The organism is Actinophytocola xinjiangensis, from assembly GCF_001921215.1.
In the GTDB taxonomy this organism is placed as follows: domain Bacteria; phylum Actinomycetota; class Actinomycetes; order Mycobacteriales; family Pseudonocardiaceae; genus Actinophytocola; species Actinophytocola xinjiangensis.
In genome coordinates this window covers 36,897-59,351 of sequence record NZ_MSIF01000011.1, presented here as the reverse complement: position 1 = coordinate 59,351, position 22,455 = coordinate 36,897, and the positions used below count along the sequence as shown (strand labels likewise).

25 protein-coding genes are annotated in these 22,455 nt (G+C 70.6%); 14 read left to right on the top strand and 11 right to left on the bottom strand.

Annotated elements, in window-relative coordinates:
- Nucleotides 1-75 precede the first annotated feature (75 nt).
- The gene (locus tag BLA60_RS22015; RefSeq protein WP_154814512.1) at nt 76-1,140 is read left to right on the top strand and encodes a hypothetical protein; all 1,065 of its coding nucleotides are present in this window, start codon (nt 76-78) and stop codon (nt 1,138-1,140) included.
- 70 nt (nt 1,141-1,210) lie between these two features.
- Complete coding sequence (locus tag BLA60_RS22010) at nt 1,211-2,311, top strand: branched-chain amino acid aminotransferase (RefSeq protein ID WP_075134851.1); 1,101 nt, start codon at nt 1,211-1,213, stop codon at nt 2,309-2,311.
- Between the two features lie 47 nt (nt 2,312-2,358).
- On the opposite strand, the gene cobS is transcribed toward BLA60_RS22010, so the two are convergent.
- From cobS to BLA60_RS21995, 3 genes are read right to left on the bottom strand one after another with little or no spacing between them, the layout of a single operon-like run.
- Entirely contained in the window at nt 2,359-3,105 is a 747-nt protein-coding gene (gene cobS, locus BLA60_RS22005) for an adenosylcobinamide-GDP ribazoletransferase (RefSeq protein ID WP_075134850.1), read from the bottom strand.
- Between the two features lie 4 nt (nt 3,106-3,109).
- A complete protein-coding gene (gene cobT, locus BLA60_RS22000; protein ID WP_075134849.1) occupies nt 3,110-4,159 on the bottom strand; it encodes a nicotinate-nucleotide--dimethylbenzimidazole phosphoribosyltransferase in 1,050 nt (349 codons plus the stop codon).
- 51 nt (nt 4,160-4,210) lie between these two features.
- Nucleotides 4,211-4,735: a bifunctional adenosylcobinamide kinase/adenosylcobinamide-phosphate guanylyltransferase gene (locus BLA60_RS21995; protein ID WP_075134848.1), complete on the bottom strand. Its 525-nt coding sequence runs from the start codon at nt 4,733-4,735 to the stop codon at nt 4,211-4,213.
- Nucleotides 4,736-4,759: 24 nt separating this feature from the next.
- Between BLA60_RS21995 and BLA60_RS21990 the strand changes: the two genes are divergently transcribed.
- Nucleotides 4,760-4,939 carry a hypothetical protein gene (locus BLA60_RS21990; protein ID WP_075134847.1) on the top strand — a complete coding sequence of 60 codons (180 nt, stop codon included), beginning with the start codon at nt 4,760-4,762 and terminating at the stop codon, nt 4,937-4,939.
- 16 nt (nt 4,940-4,955) lie between these two features.
- Here the strand turns inward: BLA60_RS21990 and BLA60_RS21985 are convergent, their stop codons facing one another.
- From BLA60_RS21985 to BLA60_RS21975, 3 genes are all read right to left on the bottom strand, one after another.
- Complete coding sequence (locus BLA60_RS21985; protein ID WP_075134846.1) at nt 4,956-5,939, bottom strand: aldo/keto reductase family protein; 984 nt, start codon at nt 5,937-5,939, stop codon at nt 4,956-4,958.
- Between the two features lie 87 nt (nt 5,940-6,026).
- Nucleotides 6,027-6,830, bottom strand: coding sequence for an SDR family oxidoreductase (locus BLA60_RS21980; protein ID WP_075134845.1), 804 nt, complete (start codon nt 6,828-6,830; stop codon nt 6,027-6,029).
- Nucleotides 6,827-7,474, bottom strand: a complete 648-nt coding sequence (locus tag BLA60_RS21975) for a DUF3043 domain-containing protein (RefSeq protein WP_075134844.1) — start codon at nt 7,472-7,474, stop codon at nt 6,827-6,829. The genes BLA60_RS21980 and BLA60_RS21975 overlap by 4 nt, the downstream gene beginning before the upstream one ends.
- A gap of 38 nt (nt 7,475-7,512) precedes the next feature.
- Between BLA60_RS21975 and BLA60_RS21970 the strand changes: the two genes are divergently transcribed.
- Nucleotides 7,513-8,646: a glycerate kinase family protein gene (locus BLA60_RS21970; RefSeq protein ID WP_075134843.1), complete on the top strand. Its 1,134-nt coding sequence runs from the start codon at nt 7,513-7,515 to the stop codon at nt 8,644-8,646.
- A gap of 85 nt (nt 8,647-8,731) precedes the next feature.
- Nucleotides 8,732-9,091: a HesB/IscA family protein gene (locus BLA60_RS21965; RefSeq protein ID WP_075134842.1), complete on the top strand. Its 360-nt coding sequence runs from the start codon at nt 8,732-8,734 to the stop codon at nt 9,089-9,091.
- Between the two features lie 52 nt (nt 9,092-9,143).
- On the opposite strand, the gene BLA60_RS43490 is transcribed toward BLA60_RS21965, so the two are convergent.
- Nucleotides 9,144-9,308 (bottom strand): hypothetical protein, encoded by a 165-nt coding sequence (locus BLA60_RS43490; RefSeq protein ID WP_154814511.1) that lies wholly within the window; start codon nt 9,306-9,308, stop codon nt 9,144-9,146.
- Nucleotides 9,309-9,449: 141 nt separating this feature from the next.
- On the opposite strand from BLA60_RS43490, the gene BLA60_RS21960 reads away from it, so the two are divergent.
- Both BLA60_RS21960 and BLA60_RS21955 read left to right on the top strand, forming a co-directional pair.
- Nucleotides 9,450-10,382: a carbohydrate kinase family protein gene (locus tag BLA60_RS21960; RefSeq protein ID WP_075135020.1), complete on the top strand. Its 933-nt coding sequence runs from the start codon at nt 9,450-9,452 to the stop codon at nt 10,380-10,382.
- A gap of 37 nt (nt 10,383-10,419) precedes the next feature.
- Nucleotides 10,420-11,256, top strand: a complete 837-nt coding sequence (locus BLA60_RS21955) for a hypothetical protein (RefSeq protein WP_154814510.1) — start codon at nt 10,420-10,422, stop codon at nt 11,254-11,256.
- Here the strand turns inward: BLA60_RS21955 and asnB are convergent, their stop codons facing one another.
- Nucleotides 11,257-13,185, bottom strand: a complete 1,929-nt coding sequence (gene asnB, locus BLA60_RS21950; protein ID WP_075134841.1) for an asparagine synthase (glutamine-hydrolyzing) — start codon at nt 13,183-13,185, stop codon at nt 11,257-11,259.
- 122 nt (nt 13,186-13,307) lie between these two features.
- Here asnB and ctaC point away from each other — a divergent pair, with 122 nt between their 5' ends.
- A complete protein-coding gene (gene ctaC / locus BLA60_RS21945; RefSeq protein ID WP_075134840.1) occupies nt 13,308-14,297 on the top strand; it encodes an aa3-type cytochrome oxidase subunit II in 990 nt (329 codons plus the stop codon).
- Nucleotides 14,298-14,328: 31 nt separating this feature from the next.
- Complete coding sequence (locus BLA60_RS21940; protein WP_075134839.1) at nt 14,329-14,730, top strand: cytochrome c oxidase subunit 4; 402 nt, start codon at nt 14,329-14,331, stop codon at nt 14,728-14,730.
- Between the two features lie 73 nt (nt 14,731-14,803).
- Here the strand turns inward: BLA60_RS21940 and trpD are convergent, their stop codons facing one another.
- Nucleotides 14,804-15,883: an anthranilate phosphoribosyltransferase gene (gene trpD / locus BLA60_RS21935; protein WP_075135018.1), complete on the bottom strand. Its 1,080-nt coding sequence runs from the start codon at nt 15,881-15,883 to the stop codon at nt 14,804-14,806.
- Between the two features lie 8 nt (nt 15,884-15,891).
- On the bottom strand, nt 15,892-16,299 hold the full coding sequence (locus tag BLA60_RS21930; protein ID WP_075134838.1) for a hypothetical protein: 408 nt from the start codon (nt 16,297-16,299) through the stop codon (nt 15,892-15,894).
- 160 nt (nt 16,300-16,459) lie between these two features.
- On the opposite strand from BLA60_RS21930, the gene ctaE reads away from it, so the two are divergent.
- The 5 genes from ctaE to BLA60_RS21905 all read left to right on the top strand — a co-directional run bounded on the left by ctaE (nt 16,460) and on the right by BLA60_RS21905 (nt 21,600).
- Nucleotides 16,460-17,071 carry an aa3-type cytochrome oxidase subunit III gene (gene ctaE / locus BLA60_RS21925; protein WP_075134837.1) on the top strand — a complete coding sequence of 204 codons (612 nt, stop codon included), beginning with the start codon at nt 16,460-16,462 and terminating at the stop codon, nt 17,069-17,071.
- A gap of 65 nt (nt 17,072-17,136) precedes the next feature.
- Entirely contained in the window at nt 17,137-17,934 is a 798-nt protein-coding gene (gene qcrC, locus BLA60_RS21920) for a cytochrome bc1 complex diheme cytochrome c subunit (protein WP_075134836.1), read from the top strand.
- Complete coding sequence (gene qcrA, locus BLA60_RS21915) at nt 17,931-19,067, top strand: cytochrome bc1 complex Rieske iron-sulfur subunit (RefSeq protein WP_075134835.1); 1,137 nt, start codon at nt 17,931-17,933, stop codon at nt 19,065-19,067. Before qcrC ends, qcrA begins: the two co-directional genes overlap by 4 nt.
- Complete coding sequence (gene qcrB, locus BLA60_RS21910) at nt 19,064-20,725, top strand: cytochrome bc1 complex cytochrome b subunit (protein WP_075134834.1); 1,662 nt, start codon at nt 19,064-19,066, stop codon at nt 20,723-20,725. Before qcrA ends, qcrB begins: the two co-directional genes overlap by 4 nt.
- Nucleotides 20,722-21,600 (top strand): class A beta-lactamase-related serine hydrolase, encoded by an 879-nt coding sequence (locus tag BLA60_RS21905; protein ID WP_245812088.1) that lies wholly within the window; start codon nt 20,722-20,724, stop codon nt 21,598-21,600. The genes qcrB and BLA60_RS21905 overlap by 4 nt, the downstream gene beginning before the upstream one ends.
- On the opposite strand, the gene iolB is transcribed toward BLA60_RS21905, so the two are convergent.
- Entirely contained in the window at nt 21,585-22,442 is an 858-nt protein-coding gene (iolB, locus tag BLA60_RS21900) for a 5-deoxy-glucuronate isomerase (RefSeq protein WP_075134833.1), read from the bottom strand. The genes BLA60_RS21905 and iolB overlap by 16 nt on opposite strands.
- Between the last annotated feature and the right edge of the window lie 13 nt (nt 22,443-22,455).

Below are 22,455 nucleotides of genomic sequence, written 5' to 3'. Positions count from 1 at the left end.
CTGACGCATGCTAACGACCAGGTGCGGGCCTGCCCACCGTCAGGTCGTCGGAATCCGGTCTGTCACGGTTTGGGTATGGGCGGACGCGGAGTGGACCTCCTGGCCGGTGGTGTGGTGGCGACGGTCGGTGCCGGCCTGTTCGCCGGTCTGGCCCCGGCGGCCGGGCTCGCCGGCCCGTGGCTGCCGGCGGCGCTGGTGGCCGCCGCCGGCCTCGGCCTGCTGGTCGTACTGTCCACATCGGATAGTCCACTTGAGACCGCTCGATTGCCGGTGCGGCGACTGGTGTTCGGCCTGCGCACACTCGGCCGGCTGGCCGCGGCCGTCGCGGTGGCCGGCACCGCCGGCGCCTACCTGACCCCCGGGTCGGCCGGCGGCGCGGTGGCCCTGGCGGCCGTGGTGACCGTGCTCGCGGTCCTCCTTCCCCGCCCGCCGGCGCTGGTCGTGCGGGTCGCCGCGGCCGTGGTCCTGGTGACCCTGGCCCTGGTCGCCCTGGCGTGTTTCGCCATCGAACCGGTCGCCCCGGCCGTCGCCGTGTCCGACGGCGGGAACGTGCTGGGTGTCGTGGCCGCCGCCGGCCTGCTGACCGTGGCCTTCCTCGGTGTCGCCCCGGTGCCCCGGGGCGCGCGCGTGGTCGACGTGGAACTACCCGGCCCGAACGGGGGGACCGCCCGGAATTCCCCCGTTGGTGGCGCCCCCGACGACTCGCCGCTCGACCTCGGCGTGGGGCGCGCCGCGCTGCGGGCGTGGCGGTGGGGCGTGCTGGCCGTGTTCGCGGTGGTGCTGGTCGCCAGCCTGGCGGTCACCGCCGGGGTGCTGCGGCAGCTGGGGGCGGCGCGGCTGGCGCTGTCGCCGGCGCCGGTGGTGGACGCGCTCGCCGCGGCGGACGCCTCGGCCGTGGAGCCGCTGGTACTCGTCGGCGTCGCGGTCGCCACCGGTTTCGTGCTGTGGGGGATTTTCCGGGGACTTGTTGTACTCGGACGGGGGATTCCGGCCCCACGGGCGACCGTCGCCGCGGGGGTGGTGACGGCGATGGGGGCCGTCCTGGTGGCACCCGCCACCGCGTTGGTGGCCGCGGCTGTCCTGCTACTCGGTGACGCCGCGCTGCACCTGATCGCGGTGCGTCACCAGCGTCTCAGGTGATGGAATCGTTGGACTACAGAACGTCCGACTACCGATTCTCTGTACGCCGTAGGGCGACTACCGTGCACACATGACGTCCACACTGTCGTTCACCAGGACCCCACACCCGTCGCCGGCAACCCCGGAGCGCGTGTCGGAGGTATTGGCCAATCCTGGTTTCGGGGCGTATTTCACCGACCACATGGTGACGATCCGCCACGAACGCAACCAGGGCTGGCACTCCGCGACCGTCGAGCCGTACCGCCCGATCCCGCTCGACCCGGCAGCCATGGTGCTGCACTACGGACAGGCCATTTTCGAGGGCCTCAAGGCCTACCGGCAGCCGAACGGGAGCATCGCCTCCTTCCGGCCGGGGGCCAACGCCGACCGTTTCCGCGGCTCGTCCCGGCGCCTGGCCATGCCGGAACTGCCCGATGAGCTGTTCCTCGCGTCGCTGCGCGAACTCCTCGCCGTCGACGGGCACTGGGTGCCCACCCAGGACGAGGAGTCGCTGTACCTGCGGCCGTTCATGATCTCCACGGAGGTGGGTCTCGGCGTCCGGCCGGCGGCCGAGTACCTGTACCTGCTGATCGCCTCGCCGGCCGGGTCGTACTTCGCCAGCGGCGTCAAACCGGTCAGCGTCTGGCTGTCGACCGAGTACGTGCGCGCCGCGCCCGGCGGGACCGGGGCCGCCAAGTTCGCCGGCAACTACGCCGCGTCCCTGGTCGCCCAGGCCCAGGCCGCCGAACAGGGCTGCGACCAGGTCGTGTGGCTCGACGCCGTCGAACGCCGCTGGGTCGAGGAGATGGGCGGGATGAACCTGTTCTTCGTCCTCGGCTCCGGCGACAGCGCCCGGGTGGTCACCCCGGAACTGTCCGGCGCGCTGCTGGCCGGCATCACCCGCGACTCCCTGCTGACCCTGGCGTCGTCGATGGGCTACCAGGTCGAGGAACGCCGCGTGTCGACCGAGGAATGGGAGAAGAAGGCCGAGTCCGGTGAGCTGACCGAGGTCTTCGCCTGCGGCACCGCCGCCGTGATCACCCCCGTCGGCTCGGTCAAACACGCCGGCGGCGACTTCACCGTCAGCGGCGGCACCACCGGCCCGGTCACCACACGCCTGCGCTCCGCCCTCACCGAGATCCAGCGCGGCACCGCGCCGGACCCCAACGGGTGGATGGTTCCCCTGACCTGAGGTCCCCGGCCGGCCGCGCCTGACGCGCGGCCGGCCACTCGGGCCCGTCAGACCAGGGTGCACATGGCGAGCACGGCGGTGGTCGTGATCTCGCCGGCGGCGCCGAGGACGTCGCCGGTGACGCCGCCCAGACGGCGGCGGGCGTGGGTCACGAACGCCGCCGCCAGCCCGGCGGCGACGAGCACCGCCACCGGGCCGAGCCACGGGTTGTCGAGGTCCACCACGGTCGAGGTGGCGACCAGGACGGCGAACCAGACCGCGGGGACGGCAGGCGGTTGGGTGCCGGCCACCAGGGCGCCGAGGCCGTCGGGGCGGGCGGCCGGGACGCCGCGCAGGCAGCACAGGGTGAACGCGGCGCGGCCGGCGGTCACCGCGATCACCACGGCCCACCAGCGGTCACCGGTCAGCGCGCCGAAGGCGGTGGCCTGGGCGCCGAGGGTGACGATCAGCGCGATCACGCCGAACGGTCCGACGCCGCCGTCGCGCATGACGGTCAGCGCCCGGTCGGGTGGACCGTAGGTGCCGAGGCCGTCGGCGGTGTCGGCGAGGCCGTCCAGGTGCAGGCCGCGGGTGAGGGCGGCCAGCAGGCCGACGGTCAGGATGCCGGCGAGCAGGTCCGGCATGTGGGTGAGGTCGAGGATCACCAGGGTGCCGGCGGCGACGAGGCCGAGCAGCAAACCGACCAGCGGCGCCAGCGCGATGGCCTGACCCGCCGAGACGCGGTCCACGTGCGGGTGCCGGCGGGCGGGCAGCACCGTCAGCCAGGTCAGCGCCAGCCGCGCGCCGCTGAACACCCGGTCAGTCCGTCGCGGGGCCGCTGATGCCGGCGTCGGTGAACGTTGCCATCTCGGCCAGGACGCGGACCGACATCGTCAGCAGGGGGATGGCCGCCGCCGCGCCCGTGCCCTCGCCCAGCCGCAGACCGAGGTCGAGCAGCGGTTCGAGGTCGAGCTGTTCGAGAACCAGGTGGTGGGACGGCTCGGTCGACCGGTGCCCGGCGACCCACCAGGCGCGCGCGCCCGGTGCCAACTCCTCGGCCACCAGCGCCGCCGCCCCGGACACCACACCGTCGAGCACCACCGGCGTCCGCCGGACCGCCGCCTGGGCGAGGAACCCGGCCATCGCCGTGAGGTCGGCGCCGGCGACCGTACGCAGCAACGCCACCGGGTCGGCGGTCACCGGCTTGGCGCGGCGCAACGCGTCCCGGATGGCGGCGGTCTTGCGCATCCACGTGACGTCGTCGATGCCCGTGCCGCGCCCCACGACCGCCACCGGCTCGGCGCCGGTCAGCGCGGCGACCAGCACCGCCGCCGGGGTCGTGTTGCCGATCCCCATGTCCCCCGCGACCAGCAGATCGGCGCCCGCGTCCACCTCGTCATCGGCGATCGCCTTGCCGGCCGCCAGGGCCGCCTGGGTCTGCTCCTCGGTGAGCGCGTCCTCACGGTCGATCGAACCGGACGAGCGCCGAACCTTGAACTCGGAGTCGCCGGTCTCGGCGTCGACAGCCACGTCGACCACCCGGACACCGGCGCCGGCACAGGCCGCGAGCACGTTGATCGCGGCCCCGCCGGAACGGAAGTTGGTCACCATCTGGCCGGTGACCTCGCTGGGATACGCGGAAACCCCGTTCGCGGCCACCCCGTGATCACCGGCGAACACGACGATCCTGGCGCGGCGAAGAGGCTCCGGAGGGCACTGGCCCTGACAGGCGGCGAGCCAGGCCCCCAGGCGTTCGAGGCGGCCCAGGGAGCCCTGCGGCTTGGTGAGCTGGGAGTGCCTGGCGGCGGCGGCGTGGCGGGAAGGTTCGTCCGGGGGGCTTACCGTGGCGAACTCGACCGTGTCGGACATCCAGGTACCTCCTGCGGGGATCGGGGGTGAGCCTGCCAGAGGGTGCGTCGGTCAGCGGAGGCGGAGGGGGATGCCGGCCACCAGGAGCAGGACGTCGGTGCACGTTTCGGCGAGGGCGGCGTTGAGGGTGCCCAGTTCGTCGCGGAACAGGCGGCCGGTGGGGGTCGACGGGACCACGCCCAGGCCCACTTCCGCCGAGACCAGGGTCAGCGGGGTGGGGCAGGCCGCCACGGCGGTGGCCAGGCGGGCGTACTCGGCGCGGGCCTGGGTCAGGGGGGCGCCGGTCCAGGCGTTCGTGTCGTCGAGGAGGGTGGTCAGCCAGGTGGCCAGGTCGTCGACCAGGACGGGGGTGGTCGCCTCCGCCAGGAGGGGCGCCAGCGCCTGCGGGGTGGACAGTTCGATCGTCGTCCAGGTGGGTGGGCGGCGGGCGGCGTGCGCGGCCAGACGCGCTGTCCACTCGGGATCGGTGGGGTCGGGACGGGCCGTCGCCACGTAGGTCGCGTGGTCGGCGGTGAGGAGTCCCTCGGCGTGGGCCGACTTGCCGGAGCGGGCGCCGCCGAGAACCAGGGTTGCCACGGGCGCACGCTATCTTGTGCGGCCGTGGACTACCGCTGGAGCTGCGACGACAGCCCTACCTTCACCGACCAGGACTCCGCCGAGGACTGGTTGCGCGACAGCTGGACCGGCCTGCTGGCCGCCGGCGTCGACGAGGTCACCCTCCTGCTGGACGGCGACCCCGTCTACGGACCGATGAGCCTGCACCCACCGGACACCCACTGACCGCACCCGGCGGGCGTCAGCCACCCAGGGTGGGATCGGTTTCGATGACGCCGGTCAGGGTCTTGTCGATGGCGGCCAGGGTGTCGGCGTCGAGGGTCACGCCAGCGGCCCTGACGTTCTCGGTGACCTGTTCGGGGCGGGTGGCGCCGATGATGGCCGACGCCACGTTCTTGTTCTGCAGGACCCAGGCCACCGCCAGCTGGGCCATCGACAGACCCGCCTGCTCGGCGATCGGACGCAGGCCCTGCACCTTCGTCAGCACCTCGTCGCGCAGGAGGCGGGAGATGAAGTTCTTGCCGCCGGACTCGTCGGTCGCCCGGGAACCGGCCGGCGGCGGCTGGCCAGGCTGGTACTTGCCCGTCAACACCCCCTGGGCGATGGGGGACCACACGATCTGGCTCAGGCCCACCTCCTCGCTGGCCGGCACCACCTCCGACTCGATGACCCGCCACAGCATCGAGTACTGCGGCTGGTTGGAGATGAACGGCACCTTCAGCTCCCGTGCCAGCTCCGCCCCCGCCCGGATCTGGTCGGCCTTCCACTCCGACACCCCGATGTAGAGGACCTTGCCCGCGCGCACCAGATCGGCGAACGCCAGGAACGTCTCCTCCAGCGGAACGCTCGAGTCGAACCGGTGCGCCTGGTACAGGTCCACGTAGTCGGTCTGCAGGCGCTTGAGCGACGCGTTCGCCGACTCGATGATGTGCTTGCGGCCCAGGCCCCGGTCGTTGGGCCCGCCCGGCCCGGTCGGCCAGAACACCTTCGTGAAGATCTCCAGGCTCTCCCGGCGCTGACCGGCCAGCGCCCGACCCAGCACGGACTCCGCGCGCGTGTTGGCGTACACGTCGGCGGTGTCGAAGGTCGTGATTCCGGCGTCCAGGGCGGCGCGGACGCACGCATGCGCCTGCTCCTCCTCGACCTGGGACCCGTGGGTGATCCAGTTGCCGTACGAGATCTCACTGATGTTCAGGCCGCTGCGGCCGAGGCGACGAAACTCCATGGCTTCAACCTATCCGTGGAGTTGCTCCAGGGAGAGGTGCGCCGCGTCGGCTGTGGACAACTCGGCGAGCTGTGGGCAACCGCCGGGTCAGCGGCGGAAACCGCCCTCGGAGTCGATCACCTGGCCGGTGATCCAGCGGGCCTCGTCGGTCGCGAGCCACGCGATCAGCCTGGCCGGATCGTCCGGTTTGCCCCAGTCGCCGCTGGGGAAACGCCTGGCCACGACCTCGCGGAAGTCCGGGGCGGCATAACCGGTGTCGATCGGGCCGGGGTTGACGGCGTTGACGGTCACACCACCGGCGGCCAACTCGTCGGACAACGTCGCCGTGATCGCCGCCAGCGCGCCCTTGCTCGCCGCGTACGCCACCTCGCCGGGCATCGGGCCGATGTTCTGGCCGGAGGTCAGGAACACGATCCGGCCCGGCCGCCCCAGCGCGCCGAACGCCTTGGCCAGCAGGATCGACGCGCGGGCGTTCACCGCCCAGTGCCCGTCGAGCCGGTCGGCGTCCATCGACGAGAGCGGGCCGTCGTCGCCGCTGCGGGCCTGGTTGCAGACCAGCACGTCCAGCCGGCCGAACGCCTCCACCACCGCGTCCACCAGCACCTGCGGCGCGGTCGGCGACGACAGGTCCAGCGAGAGGTCACGGACCGACGCGTCCGGGTCGGCCAGCGCCTCGCGCACGCCGTCGAGGACCGCGCTCGGTCCGCCGGGGTCCGCACCCCACGGCTGGTCGGCGTCGTGCGGGTGGAAGTGGTGCACGAACACGCTCGCCCCGTACGCGGCCAGCCGCCGGGCGGTCGCGTAGCCGATGCCGATCCGCCGGCTCGTGCCGGTGACCAGCGCGACCCGGCCACGCAGCGGCAGCGGGTCGCGGCGAAGCTCCTCGGTCACACCTTGTCCCCGGGGACCACCCGGGGCTTGGGCACCCGCAGCTTGCGGATCTGCGAGGCCCGGATGAACGAGTACCAGCCCACCGACAGTCCGCGCACCGTCTCCTTCGGGTACCGCGAGCGGACCAGCCGGGTGATCCGCCGGCCCATCAGAATGCCCTCGATGATCATGGCGACCAGCATGAGCAGGCAGAACAGCGTGGTCAGGCTCTGCACCTGCGGGTTCGGGAACAGCAGCGCCACGAAGATCACCAGCGCGAGCGGCATGAACAGCCCGAGCAGGTTGCGCTTGGAGTCGACCAGGTCCCGGATGTAGCCCTTGACCGGCCCCCGGTCACGCGGCATCAGGTACTTCTCGTCGCCTGCCATCATGCGTTCGCGCTGCTCAAGGCGCATTTCCCGGCGCTTGGCCGACAGCTGCTTGCGCTCCTCCTTGTTGCCGCGCGCCCGCTTCATCGCCTCCCGGGTGGTGCGCGGCGGCGGCGCGACGGGACCGCGCCGGCGCTGTTCGGCGTCACGGCGCCGGGGCGTCGGGCGGCCCTTGCCGGGCGTATGGCCCTTCTTCGCCTCGTCGGTGAGGGCGTCCTCTGTGACGTCGATCTCGGACTCGGCGCTGTCGGCGTCTTTGCGGCGAAGGAACCTCACGGGGGAGAGCGTAAGGGAACCCCAACTAGTCTTTGCCCATGCGGGTCCTGATCGCTCCTGACTGCTTCGGTGGGACGTTGACCGCGCCGGAGGCCGCCGAGGCCATCGCCGCTGGCTGGCGCGATGGCGCGCCGGATGACGAACTCACCCTCTGTCCGCTCGCCGACGGCGGGCCGGGCTTCGTCGACGTGCTCCACGCCGGTCTCGGCGGGAGCCTGCACCAGCTGACCGTGACCGGGCCGCGTGGCGACGCCGTCGAGGCCGTCTGGCTCGAACACGACGGCACCGCCTACGTCGAGTGTGCGCAGGCCTGCGGCCTGCACCTGGTCCCGAAGGACGAACGGGACGCGCTGACCGCGACCACGTTCGGTGTCGGCGAGTTGATCGCCGACGCCCTGGAGGCCAAGGTGCACACGATCGTCGTGGGCCTCGGCGGCTCGGCGACCACCGACGGTGGCGCCGGCATGGTCCACGCCCTCGGTGGTGTACCCGTGGGTGAGGACGGTGAACCGCTGGCCCCCGGCGGCGGCCCCCTGGTCGCCGCCGCCCGCCTCGACGGCCGCGTCGACCTGGGCGAGGTCACCCTGGTCGCCGCGTCGGACGTGGAGAACCCACTGCTCGGCAAGGAGGGCGCCGCCCGGGTCTTCGGCCCGCAGAAAGGCGCCGACGACCTGGCCGTACGGCGGCTGGAACGCTCGCTGACCCGCTGGGCCGACGTGCTCGCCGACCTCGCCGGCCGCGACGTGCGCGAGGTCCCGGGCGCCGGGGCCGCCGGCGGCCTGGGGGCCGCGCTGGTCGCGCTCGGTGCCACCGTCGAGTCCGGGGCGGGGGTGGTGCGCCGGCTGACCGGGCTGGACGCCGCGCTCGACCAGGCCCAGCTGGTGATCACCGGGGAGGGCAGCTTCGACTTCCAGTCGCTGCGCGGCAAGCTGGTCACGCGGGTGGCCGGGGCGGCCTCCGAGCGGGGCGTGCCGTGCGTGGTGCTGGCCGGGGTGGTCAGCGTCGGGCGGCGCCGGGCGGCCGCGTCCGGGGTCGACATGGCCTACGCGGTCGCCGAGCACGCCGGCTCGGCCGAGGCGTCACTGGCCGACCCGGCCGGCACCCTGACCTCGCTCGCCGCACACGTCTCGGCGCAGTGGCGGCGCAGTGGCGTCGGTAACATCTCGCCTTGAGAGACGTGTGCGACCATGGGGGAAGAAACGGCGGACGATCCCGGTTGTCCACAGGTAGTAGGAGTCCAAGGGTCGAGGGAGAACCATGACGACCGCACAGGAGAACACCGCGACGGACACGCACGGTGTGACGTTGTCCGACGCCGCGGCCAGCAAGGCGAAGGCCCTGCTCGACCAGGAGGGTCGGGACGACATGCATCTGCGCATCGCCGTCCAGCCGGGTGGCTGCGCGGGGCTGCGATACCAGCTGTTCTTCGACGACCGCACGCTCGACGGTGACCTGTTCCGCGACTTCGGCGGGCTCAAGGTCGCGGTCGACCGGATGAGCGCCCCGTACGTGGAGGGCGCCACGATCGACTTCGTCGACTCGATCGAGAAGCAGGGTTTCACCATCGACAACCCGAACGCCGGTGGTTCCTGCGCGTGCGGAGACTCGTTCCACTGACGAGCGGCAGGGAGAAACGGGGTCCAGAAGGGCCCCGTTTCTTCGTGTTGGCTCAGACGTACTCGTCGAGCTGGTCGACCTGCGCGTAGCAGGTCTCGTCGACCGCCCAGGGTGTCGGTGTTCCGGGGCGGTCCTGCTCAGCGGGCTGCGGCGGGGCCGGGATCGCGGCACAGTCCGCGATCAGCTCCTCCATGGTTTCGGTATCCGTGATGTGCACACGGTAGAACCTAGGTGGAGTGTGCTGCCATCACACCATTACTCAACGGTATTCTTGCCGTTCACTCCAACTGACGACAACCAGACAGGGGAAGCCCTCGTGCCCGTCGCCGTCTCCGGAAGTATCGCCACCGACCACCTGATGCATTTCCCGGGCAAGTTCGGCGAGCAGCTGGTCGCCGAGCAGCTGCACCGGCTCTCGCTGAGTTTCCTCGTCGACGACCTGGTCGTCCGCCGTGGCGGGATCGGCGCCAACATCGCCTTCGGCATGGGCGTGCTCGGCTCGTCCCCGGTCCTGGTCGGCGCGGTCGGTGACGACTTCGGTGACTACCGGTCATGGCTTGAGCGCCACGGTGTGAACTGCGCCGGGGTGCACGTGTCCGAGACCGCCCACACCGCGCGGTTCGTCTGCACGACCGACGACGAGATGTGCCAGATCGCGTCGTTCTACGCCGGCGCCATGGCCGAGGCCCGGCTCATCGAGCTCAAGCCGGTCGCGGACAAGGTCGGCGGCTTCGACCTGGTCCTGATCAGCCCCGACGACCCGGACGCGATGCTGCGCCACGCCGACGAGTGCCGCCAGCGCGGCTACCGGTTCGCCGTCGACCCGTCCCAGCAGCTCGCCCGCATGGACGGCGCCCAGATCCGGGCGTTCGTCCAGGGCGCGGACTACCTGTTCAGCAACGACTACGAGTGGGAGCTGCTGCGCCGCAAGACCGGGTGGACCGAGCGTGAGGTGCACGACCGGGTCGGCATCCGGGTCACCACGCTGGGGGAGAAGGGCGCGGAGATCGTCCAGAAGGACGGCACGCTGATCAGCGTCAACGCGGTCCCCGAGACGGTGAAGGCCGACCCCACCGGTGTGGGTGACGCCTTCCGCGCCGGCCTGCTGGCGGGGCTGGAGAAGGGCCTGGCCATCGAGCGGGCCGCGCAGCTCGGTTCCTACCTCGCGGTGCTGGTCCTGGAGACCGTCGGCACGCAGGAGTGGACGTTCGACAAGGCGCAGGCGGTGGCACGGATCAGCGCGACCTACGGTCCCGAGGCCGCCGACGAGATCACTCCCGTACTCCCGTAGGTACCGCGAAGGGTGCTGATCTGGTAACTGTGAGTGCATGCGCGCGCTCACAGTTGCCGCCACCCTGCTGCTGCTGACCCTGACCGGAGTGCCGACCGCCAGCGCGACCGGCCCGTGGCGCCCGGTCGGCTCGGACGTCGCCCGGCCGCTCGACGAGTCCCAGGGCCTGGCCGTGATCGAACGGCCGGGCGGGACCACCGTCCGCTACACCGGCATCGCCACGATCCCGCCGTCGCTGGCGGCCAGGGGCTGGAACCACGTCGGTGACCCCGGCGCCGGCCACGGCTTCTACGTGGAGCCCTACCAGCGTGACGACCGGGGCCCGAAGCTGTTCCGCGTCGAGGCTCCGGACGGCAACTGGGCCGAGTACACCCACGACCTGGAGTCGTGGGAGGCCAGCAACAACTCCTTCGCCGCCGTCTCGCCCGACGGCCGCTGGCTGCTGGCCGGCGAGTGGGGCACCGCCGACCGCCTGCTGGTCCACCCGATGCCCGGCATCGCGCACACCGACCCGGCCGCGAACCTGCCCTACGCGTCGGCGATCCGGCTGGACCGGCCGGTGCGCGACGTCCAGGGCTGCGACTTCGTCACCGACCGGCAGCTGCTGTGCTCGTCGAACGACCCGGCCGGTGACCTGTTCGGCATGACGAAACCCCTGCTCCAGGTCGACCTGGCGGCCCCGCCCGGCGCCGCCGACGTCCGGGGGACGGTCACCGCCCTCGGTCAACTGCCGCTGGAGAGCCTGTGCCAGGGCGAGTTCGAGACCGAGGGCGTCGACCACGACGAACGTGACGGCACCCTGCGGGTGGTCGTGCTGTCCCCGAGCGTGTGTGTCGCCATCGACAGCAAGACCTGGCGTTTCCGGCGATCGTGACTAGAGCCGGATCGGGTAGTGCGGCTCGGGGACCCGGATCGGGATCGTGCCCTCGATGAAGATGCCGTGCCAGATCATGTAGACCAGCAGCGCCCAGATCCGCCGGCTGTGGTCCAGCGTGCCCGCGCGGTGCTCCTCCAGCAGACGCAGGACCGCGTTCTTGTCGATCTCCTCGTCGGTCTGGCTCTTGAGCACGATCTGCCTGGCCCAGTCGTACATCTCCTCGCGCAGCCACAGCCGGATCGGCACCGGGAAGCCGAGCTTGCGCCGGTTGAGCACGTGCGGCGGCACGATCCGCCGCAGCGCCTGGCGCAGCGCGTACTTCGTCGTCTCCTTGGTGACCTTCTCCTCCTGCGGGATCCGGGCGGCGACCCGGAACACCTCGGTGTCCAGGAACGGCACCCGCAGCTCCAGCGAGTTGGCCATGGTCACCTTGTCGGCCTTGACCAGGATGTCGCCGCGCAACCAGGTGAACAGGTCGACGTGCTGCATCCGGGTCACCGGGTCCCAGCTCTGCGACTCCTTGTACGGGCCGGCGGTCACGTCCATGTGCCCGACGGCCGGGTCGAAGGTCCGCAGGACGGCCCTGAGCTGGTCGTCCCGGAAGATCCGCGCGTTGCCGTAGTAGCGCTGCTCCAGGTCCAGGGCGCCGCGGCGGAGCAGGTCCTTGCCCCTGGTGCCCTCGGGGATCTTCGTCGACAGCGAGCCCATGGCCCGCCGCAGCGCCCCGGGGACCTTCTCGAACGCGGCCAGCGACAGCGGTTCGCGGTAGATCGTGTACCCGCCGAACAGCTCGTCGGCCCCCTCGCCGGACAGCACGACCTTCACGTGCCGGCGCGCCTCCCTGGCGATGAACCACAGCGGCACCAGGGCCGGGTCGGCCACCGGGTCGTCCAGGTACCAGATGATCAGCGGTAACGCCTCCATCATCTCCTGGGCGCTGACCGTGCGGACGACGTGCCTGACCCCGATGGCCGCCGCCGACTCGGCGGCGACGTCGACCTCCGAGTAGCCCTCGCGCTCGAACCCGGTGGTGAACGTCACCAGATTGGGGTTGTGCTCGCGGGCCAGCGCGGCGATCGCGGTCGAGTCGATGCCGCCGGACAGGAACGCGCCGACGGTGACGTCCGCGCGCATGTGCTTGGCCACCGAGTCCCGCATGACGTCGGCGATCTGGTCGTAGAGCCGCTCCTGGCCGTCCTTGCCGCGCACGGCGGTGGGCCGGAAGGAGTGGAAGAAGTACCGGTCGGTGGTCAGCCGGCCGCCGGGGGAGATGGTGAACGAGGTGCCGGACTCGATCCGCCGGACCTCCTGGTGCATGGTCTCGGGCTCCGGGACGTACTGCAGCGTCAGGTAGTGCTGCAGTGCCGTGCGGTCCAGCGTGGCCGGCACCCGCAGTCGGGGCGCCAGCTCGAGCAGGGACTTCTTCTCGCTCGAGAACGCCACCCCGCCGGGGCCGGCTGAGTAGAACAGCGGCTTGATGCCGAACGGGTCGCGGGCGCCGAACACCACGCGCCGGCGCCAGTCCCAGATCAGGAAGGCGAACATCCCGCGCAGCTTCGACACCGCGGCCGGGCCGAGGTAGTGGTAGAGCGCGACGATGACCTCGCCGTCACCGTGCGTACGCATGGTCGCGCCGTGCTGCTCGATCAGTTCCTGGCGCAGCTCCAGGTAGTTGTAGATCTCCCCGTTGAACAGCAGCGTGTAACGCTCCTGTACCCCTTCCGGGCTCCAGTGCAGGGGTTGGTGGGAGTTGTCCACGTCGATGATCGACAGGCGGTTGAAGCCGAAGACGACCTCGTCGCCGGCCCAGGTACCGCTCTCGTCCGGGCCACGGTGCCGCTGACAGCGCATCGCCGCCGCCACCGCCTCCCGGCTCGCGCTGGCATCGGCTTCGGTGGGGCAGACAAGGCCAAGCAGACCGCACACGTCTTCGGCACAACCTCTCGCGTCGAGTGCTCGTCGAGCCCAAGTATGGCGGGAACGAGCACGGCCGGCCCGACGCGGTGTGGCCTGCGCCGCTCGGCTAGGCTCCCGACCTAGATCACGGGATGTCTGAGGAGGGGCGCGCAGTGGGCGACAAGAGGCGCACGCCGGCCAAGCGGGTCGTGGGTCTGGCCGGCCTGGCCGGACTGGCTTCCCTCACCCTGTCCGGTTGTACCGCCGGCGACGTTCTGCGGTTCGGCTGGCCGGAGGGGGTCACCCCACAGGCTGAACGGATGCGCGACTTCTGGACCTGGTCGGTGGTCGCGTCACTGGCCGTCGGCGTGCTGGTCTGGGCGCTGATCCTGTGGCCGGTGATCGCACACCGCAAGCGCGGGGACAAGCTGCCCAAGCAGTTCCAGTACAACCACTTCCTGGAGTGGATCTACACCGGCATCCCGTCCGTGGTGGTCGTGATCCTGTTCTACTTCACGATGACCACCCAGAACTACGTGCTGGCCGAGGAGCCGGAGGAGAACGTCGACGTCACCGTCAACGTCCTCGCGTTCCAGTGGAACTGGCAGTTCGAGTACGACGGCTACCGTGACACCTCCGGTGCCGTCGTCGCGCCGCGCACGCCGGAGGGCCCGCTGGTCACCACCATCGGCAACTCCTCGGAGATCCCGCTGCTGGTGCTGCCGACCGAGAGCCAGATCCACTACAACCTGCGCGGTCGGGACGTCATCCACTCGTTCTACGTTCCGGAGTTCCACTTCAAGCGGGACGTCTTCCCGTACCCGGAGAAGAACAACCAGGACAACACGTTCCAGAACTCCATCGACAGGGAAGGCTCGTTCGTCGGCCGGTGCGCCGAGCTGTGCGGGTCCTACCACTCGGCGATGAACTTCGAGGTCCGCGCGATCAGCCCGGAGCGGTTCGACCGCTACATGATCCTGCGCCGGAGCATCAACGAGACCACCAACGAGCCGTACACGGCGGCCGAGGCGCTCACGGTGATGGGTGAGGAGGACCCGGACTGCGGCGAACTGTGCAGCCCGACCGCCAACACCACCATCCCGTTCGACACCGACCGCACGGCCCGTACCTCGTCGAACTGAGTGTCGTCAGGTCCGCGAGAGTGAGGACAGCATGAAGGTCGAAGCCAGGCTCTTCCACTTGACGACCGCGTTCTTCTTCATCGCCGCGATCGTCTACGGGTTCTGGGCGCAGGAGCCGGTCGGCACCGTCGCGCTCATCCTGACCGGTGGGCTGTCGCTGATCATCGGGTCGTACTTCCAGTTCGTCGCCCGGCGCGTGGAGCAGCGGCCGGAGGACAACCCGGACGCCGAGATCAGCGACGGCGCGGGCGAGATCGGCTTCTTCAGCCCCGGCTCGTACTGGCCGGTCGGCATCGCGGCGGCCGGCGGCATCGCGGCCATCGCCATCGCGTTCTGGCAGATCTGGCTGCTGGTGATCGGCCTGGTGCTGGTGCTGATCACGGTCGGCGGCCTGGTGTTCGAGTACCACACCCGGCCCAACGTGACCGACTGAGCGAACACCGAGACACCCCGAACAGCGAAAGACCCCGCGAGCCAGGCTCGCGGGGTCTTTCCGTGTCCGTCTCTCAGCTGGCGGCGGTAGCGGCCTCGGCCTCGTCGCGCGCCCGCAGCTCGGTCGACAGGGCCGCCCAGCGCTCCAGCAGCTCGGTGACCGAGCCGTTGTCCAGGGCCGCGTTGGCGGCCTCGGCGCCGGCCCTCAGATCGGCGTGCAGGTCCCCGGACAGGCCACGGAAGGCGGCGATCGCCCCCGCCGCGTTGAGTACCACGGTGTCGCGCACCGGGCCCTTCTCGCCGGCGGCCAGTGCCCGCAGCACGGCCGCGTTGGTCGCCGCGTCCCCGCCGACCAGGTCGGCCGGGTCGACCGGGTCGACCGACAGCAGGGCCGGGTCGATCTTGTCCACGCGGACCGTGCCGCCGGACACGACCCAGGCGGTCGTGGTGGTGGTCGAGGTGATCTCGTCCAGGCCGTCGTCGCCGCGCACGACCAGGACGCTGAAGCCCCTGGCGGCCAGCACCTCGGCCACGACCGGCGCCAGCCGCTCGTTCGCACAGCCGATCAGGGCCGACGTCGGCTGCGCCGGGTTGGTCAGCGGCCCGAGGATGTTGAACGCCGTCGGGATGCCGAGCTCCCTGCGGACCGGGCCCGCGTGCCGGAAACCGGGGTGATAGGCCGGGGCGAAGCAGAAACCGATGCCCACGCTCGTGACGCACTCGAGAACCGCTGCCGGCGACAGCTCGATGGCCACGCCGATCGACTCCAGCACGTCGGCCGCGCCGCAGCGCGAGGACGCCGCGCGGTTGCCGTGCTTGACCACCGGGACCCCGGCGGCGGCGGTCACCAACGCGCTCATGGTGGAGATGTTCACGGTCCCGGCCTGGTCGCCGCCGGTACCCACGACGTCGGCGGCCGGCGTGTCCAGGGGGACCCGGCGGGCGTGCGCGAGCATGGCCTCGGCCATGCCGGCGACCTCGTCCGGGGTCTCGCCCTTGGACCGCAGCGCGACCGCGAAGGCACCGATCTGGGCCGGGCTGGCCGTGCCGGACATGATCTCGTTCATGGCCCAGGAGGTGTCCGCGGTGGTGAGATGCGTCCCACCCACGAGGCTGTTGAGCAGGGTCGGCCAGGTCGGTTCGGTCGCGCTCACGGTTGCGATCACCCCTGGTGGACGGGTAGCGGCCGGTTGCGCAGCACGTCGGCGACGGTCTCGGCGGCGGCCAGCGGGTCGAGCGGGTGCACGATCACCGCGTCGGCCTGTGACCAGGTCGCCAGCCAGCGGTCGTCCTTGCGGCGGATCGCGATGACGATCGGCGGGCAGTCGTCGATCTCGTGCTTGAGCTGGCGGCACAGGCCGATCCCGCCGGTCGGCTGGGACTCGCCGTCGAGAATCGCCAGGTCAACGGTGCCCGAGTCCATCTCCATCAGCACGTCGGAGATGGTGGCCGCCTCGTGGTACTCGACCCGCCCGACGTCGGCGGCCGGCCGGCGGCCGACAGCTGTGAGAATGGTCTCCCGGACCTCGGGCCGGTGGCTGAACACCAGGATCTTCAGCGGCGAGCTCATGGGGGCCTCCGGGAGGGTGCGAACACGACGACCTGATGCTATCCGGCACGCCCTGGAGGGTGGCAGGTGCCCGCGTCCGGGTGGTCCCGGTCGTGGATCACTCGTATGCCCCGGACGCGCCGTGGACCCGATCAGTCCCACCAGCTGAGGGCAGGCAATAATGCCCGTCGTGACGACAGCAGCGCCTTCAATCCACCAGCGTGTGCACTCGCTGAACCGGCCCAACATGGTCAGCGTCGGCACGATCGTCTGGTTGGCCAGCGAGCTGATGTTCTTCGCCGGCCTCTTCGCCATGTTCTTCACCGTCAAGGCGCAGAACGAGAGTGACCACTGGCCGCCGGAGCCGACGCATCTCAACGTGCCGTACGCGCTAGCTGTCACGATCGTCCTCGTCGCCTCGTCTCTCACCTGTCAGCTGGGTGTGTTCGCGGCGGAGCGAGGTGACGTGTTCGGGCTACGGCGGTGGTACACGATCACCCTGATCATGGGCACGGTCTTCGTCCTCGGTCAGGCCTACGAGTACTACCAGCTGATCCAGGACGGCACCACCATTCCGTCCTCGGCGTACGGAACCGTCTTCTACCTGACCACGGGGTTCCACGGCCTGCACGTGACCGGGGGACTCATCGCGTTCGTGTACCTGCTCATCCGCACCAGGATGAGCAAGTTCACCCCGGCGCAGGCGACGTCGGCCATCGTCGTGTCGTACTACTGGCACTTCGTCGACATCGTCTGGATCGGCCTGTTCACCGTCATCTACTTCGTGAAGTGACCGCGTGAGATGACCAGGACGGACCGACAGCCAGAACCCGAACTGACACAGGGGTTGCCGCACAGATGATGAAGAAACGAAGGGCCGGCACGAAGTTTCGGCGGCGCATGGCCGGGATGCTCGCGCTCGCCGTCGCGCTGATCGGTGCCGGGGCGCTGTACAGCCTGCTGGTGCCGGAGCCGCAGACCGCCCAGGCCCAGGACGACCCGATCACGGTGCGGCAGGGTGAGCAGATCTACAACAACACCTGTATCAGCTGCCACGGCGCGAACCTCGAGGGTGTCACGGACCGCGGCCCGAGCCTGATCGGTGTCGGCGAGGCGTCGGTGTACTTCCAGACCTCGACCGGTCGCATGCCGGCCGTGGTGCAGGGCGCGCAGGCCAAGAAGAAGCCGCCGGTGCTCACCCCGGACGAGATCGAGCAGATCTCGGCGTTCATCCAGGCCAACGGCGGTGGCGTCGAGATGCCGGAGGAGTCCGGTGCGCAGCTGCAGGGGGACAACCCCGCGCGCGGCGGCCAGCTGTTCCGCCTCAACTGCGCCTCGTGCCACAACTTCACCGGCCGGGGTGGGGCGCTGTCGTCCGGCAAGGCCGCGCCGCCGCTGGACAACGTGACCGAGGACGCCATGTACGCGGCCATGTTGTCCGGCCCGCAGAACATGCCGCGCTTCTCCGAGCGCCAGCTGTCGCCGACGGAGAAGAAGGACATCATCGCGTACGTCAAGTCGGTGACCGACGGCAACAACAACCCCGGAGGTAACTCCCTCGGTGGGCTGGGGCCGCAGTCGGAGGGCTTGATCGGGTTCATCGTGGGGATCGCCGCGCTGCTCGGCATCACCTTGTGGATCGGGGCTAAGCAATGAGCACGGAAAACCAGCCGGAGAGGCCGAGCGACGAGCAGATCGCCCGGATGAGCCGGGACGAGCTGTCCACGCTCGGCATGAAGATGGACGGCGTCGAGCTGGTCGAGTACCCGGACCCGTGGCCGGTGAAGGGCACCCGCGCGGAGAAGCGCGCGGAGCGGGCGGTCGCCTTCTGGTTCGCCCTGTCCGGTATCGCCGGCCTGGCGTTCGTGGTGGCCTTCATCTGGTGGCCGGCCAAGTACGTTGCCCCCAACGAGCCGGGCCACCTGATGTACTCCCTGTACACGCCGGTCATCGGTCTCACGCTGGGCGTGGCGATCCTGGCGGTCGGCATCGGCGTGCTGATGTACACCCGGCGGTTCGTTCCGCACGAGGTGGCCGTGCAGGAGCGCCACGACGGCGGCTCCAACGAGCTGGACAAGGCGACGATCCTCGCCCAGCTCGCCGACGCCGGCAACGACAGCACGATCGCCCGCCGGCCGATGATCACCCGTTCGCTGCTGTTCGGCGGCGGCGTGCTCGGCCTGGCGCTGACCGTGGTGCCGCTGGGTGGCCTGCTGCGCAACCCGCACGCCCAGTCCTCCAACGAGGACGGCCTGCTGCACACCGGGTGGCTGCACCACGGCGACGACGAGAAGGTCTACCTGCGCCGCGACACCGGCGACTCCAGCCAGGTCGAGCTGGTCCGGCCCGAGGACCTCGACTCCGGCGCGATGGAGACGGTCTTCCCGTTCCGCGAGTCGGAGCGCGGCGACCACGAGGCCTTGGTGCACGCGCTCAAGCGGGCGGACAATCCCGTCATGTTGATCCGGCTGCGCCCCGAGGACGCCGCGCGCGTCGTCAAGCACGAGGGCCAGGAGGACTACAACTACGGCGACTACTACGCCTACACGAAGATCTGCAGTCATGTCGGTTGTCCGACCTCGCTGTACGAGCAGCGGACCAACCGCATCCTGTGCCCGTGCCACCAGTCGCAGTTCGACGCGCTGCAGTACGCCAAGCCGGTGTTCGGCCCGGCGACCCGCAAGCTGGCGCAGCTGCCGATCACCGTGGACCCGGACACCGGTTACTTCATCTCGACCGGTGACTTCAACGAGCCGATCGGGCCCGCGTACTGGGAGCGGAAGTCATGAGCGGACTGACGACACCGACCAAGCCGGACAACATCGCCATGCGGGCCGCCGGTGGTGCGGCCAAGTGGGTCGACGACCGGTTCCACCCCGCCGGCGGTGTCCGGCGGCAGCTGAACAAGGTCTTCCCGACCCACTGGTCGTTCCTGCTCGGTGAGGTCGCGCTCTACAGCTTCATCGTCCTGCTGCTGTCCGGCACGTACCTGACCCTGTTCTTCGACCCCTCGATGCAGGAGGTCACCTACCAGGGCTCGTTCGTGAACCTGCGCGGTCTGGAGATGTCGCGGGCCTACGAGTCCACGCTCTACATCTCCTTCGACGTGCGCGGCGGCCTGTTCGTCCGGCAGGTGCACCACTGGTCGGCGCTGCTGTTCATGTCGGCGATCGTCGTGCACATGTTCCGCACCTTCTTCACCGGTGCGTTCCGCCGGCCGCGCGAGGCCAACTGGGTCATCGGCGTGCTGATCTTCATGCTCGGCTGTGTCGAGGGCTTCGCCGGCTACTCGCTGCCCGACGACCTGCTCTCGGGTGCCGGCCTGCGGATCCTGTCCGGCCTGATGATGTCGATCCCGATCGCCGGTACCTGGATCAACTGGTTGATCTTCGGCAGTGAGTTCCCCGGCACGGAAGTGATCCCACGGCTCTACGCCGTGCACATCCTGCTGGTACCGGGCATCCTGCTGGCGTTGATCGGTGTGCACGTCGGTCTCGTGTGGTACCAGAAGCACACCCAGTTCCCGGGGGTGCGGCGCAAGGAGACCAACGTCGTCGGCGTCCGGATCATGCCGACCTTCGCGCTCAAGGCCGGCGGCTTCACCGCCGTCGTGATCGGTGTGACCGCGCTGATGGGCGGGCTGTTCCAGATCAACCCGGTGTGGAACTTCGGCCCCTACAACGCGGCGCACATCTCCGCCGGAACGGTGCCCGACTGGTACATGGCCTGGACCGACGGACTGGTCCGACTATGGCCGGCGTGGGAGGTCTATCTGGGGAACTACACGATCCCCGCGCCGTTCTTCCCGTTCATGATGGGCCTACCCCTGTTGACCGGTATAGCGGCGGTCTATCCCTGGCTGGAACGAAAATTCACGAAGGACTACGCGCACCACAACCTGTTGCAGCGTCCCCGTGACGTTCCGGTGCGCACCAGCCTCGGTGTCATGGCGATCACCTTCTTCATGGTGTCGCTGCTGTCGGCGGCCAACGACGTGCTGGCGGAGAAGTTCGACATCTCGCTCAACGCGACCACGTGGATGGGCCGGATCGGGTTGCTGCTGCTGCCACCACTGGCCTACGCGATCACCTACCGGCTGTGTCTGGGCCTGCAACGGTCCGACCGGCAGGTGCTCGAACACGGCGTGGAGACCGGCATCATCAAGCGGCTCCCGCACGGTGAGTTCATCGAGGTGCACCAGCCCCTCGGGCCGGTCGACGAGCACGGCCACCCGATCCCGCTGGAGTACCAGGGCGCCCCGGTGCCCAAGAAGATGAACAAGCTGGGCTCGGCCGGCGAACCGGTCGCCGGGTCGCTGCTGCGGGCCGACCCGCCGGAGGAGACCGCCGCGCTGGCCAAGGCACGGGCCGCCCAGCACGGCCACGGTGACGAGGAGCCAGGCACCGAACTGGCCACCAGCGACGAGGATCCGTCCAAGAAGCTGTGAGGTCACTCTTACGCACAAGGGCCGCCGCGATCATCGCGGCGGCCCTTGTCGCCGTCGGTGGCTGTTCGTCCGATTCGTCCGCTGACGACCCGGCGCGGCGCGACGCGGCCACCGCGCCCGTGTGCCGCGACACCGGCTTCGACTGCGACCTGCAGAAGCGGTTCGTCGAGGTCGAGCGGTACCTGGCCGGGCGGCCGGGGACCTCGGGCGTGGTGGTGCGGGACCTGCGCACCGGGGCGGTGTGGCGCAACGGGCACGCCGAGGACCTGACCTGGACGGCGTCCACCATCAAGCTGGCGATGGTGGTCGACCTGTTCACCCGCGACCGCACGGGCGAGATCACGCTCTCGCGTGAGGACCGCCGGCTGATCGGGGCGATGCTGCACACCTCGGACGACCGCGCGGCCGACGTCCTGTGGTACCGCTACGCCGGCGAGGACCATCTGACGTTCAACGAGAACTTCCCGAAGTACGGCCTGACGTCGCTCACCCCCCAGGCGGGGTTCACCGACTACTACCCGTACTGGGGTTTCCAGAAGTGCACCACCGACGACCTCGACCGGCTGATGTCCTACGTGCTCACGAAGCTGCCGGCCGGCGAGCGCGCCTACATCGTCCGGGAGATGCGGTCGGTGGACGTGGTGCAGCGGTGGGGCGTGTGGGGTGCCGGCCCGGCGGCCCACCCCGGCACCAAGGACGGCTGGTCGGAGGAGAAGGGCGGCTGGGTGACCAACACCGTCGGTTTCGTCGGCGACGGTGAGCGCTACACCCTGGCGGTGATGAACGACCTGCGCGGCGAGGCCGGGTTCGCGGCCGGCCGGACCACGGTCACCGAGGTCGCGGAACTGCTCTTCGCCGGCTACTTCCGGGACTGAAACGGCAGGCGCGGGTCGGTCGGCTCGTCGGCCCAGGTGTCGCGGATCCAGGTGTGCGCGGGGTCGTCGCTGATCAGCCAGGCCCGTTCGGCGCCGGGGCCGGCCATCACGTTGAGGTAGTACAGGTCGTAGCCGGGGACGGCGATCGACGGGCCGTGCCAGCCGTGCGGGATGAGCACCACGTCGTCGGTGCGGACCTCGGCGAGCACGTCGATCCCGCCGGCCGCCGAGGCATACACCCGCTGGTAGCCCAGGCCGGGGCCGGTCGGGCCGGGCGCCACCTGGAAGTAGTAGATCTCCTCCAGCACCGACTCGCCAGGGCGGTCCTCGTCGTGCTTGTGCGGCGGGTAGGACGACCAGTTGCCGCCGGGGGTGAGCACCTCGCAGGCGATCAGTTTCTCGGCGTCGAAGGCGTCGGGGGTGCAGAAGTTGTTGACCTGGCGGCTGCACCGGCCGGCGCCGCGCAGCTCGACCGGCACACCGGCGGCCGGGGCGTAGCGGGGTGGCCGGCGGGTCGAGCAGACGGCGGCGGGCAGCGCCAGCGTCGCGGGGGCGGTCGCGGTGAGGGTGGCGGTCGCGTCGCGCGGCAGGTAGGCGAAGTCGGACGGGCCGGCGAACACGTTCGGCCGCCCGGTCAGCTCCATGACCTGGTCCTCGACGGTCACCACGCAGCCGCCGGCCAGTGGCAGGACGAGGGTCTCGGACTCGCCGGTGTGCACGGTGCGTGGCTGGTCGGGGGCGAGGTCGAGGACGGTGAGCCCGGAGTAGGTCCAGCCGGCGGAGGCGGGCGTGACCTGGACCCGGTCGGGGCCGGTCGAGCCGGCCGGCAGGTGGTGGCGCACGGTGTCCTCCCTG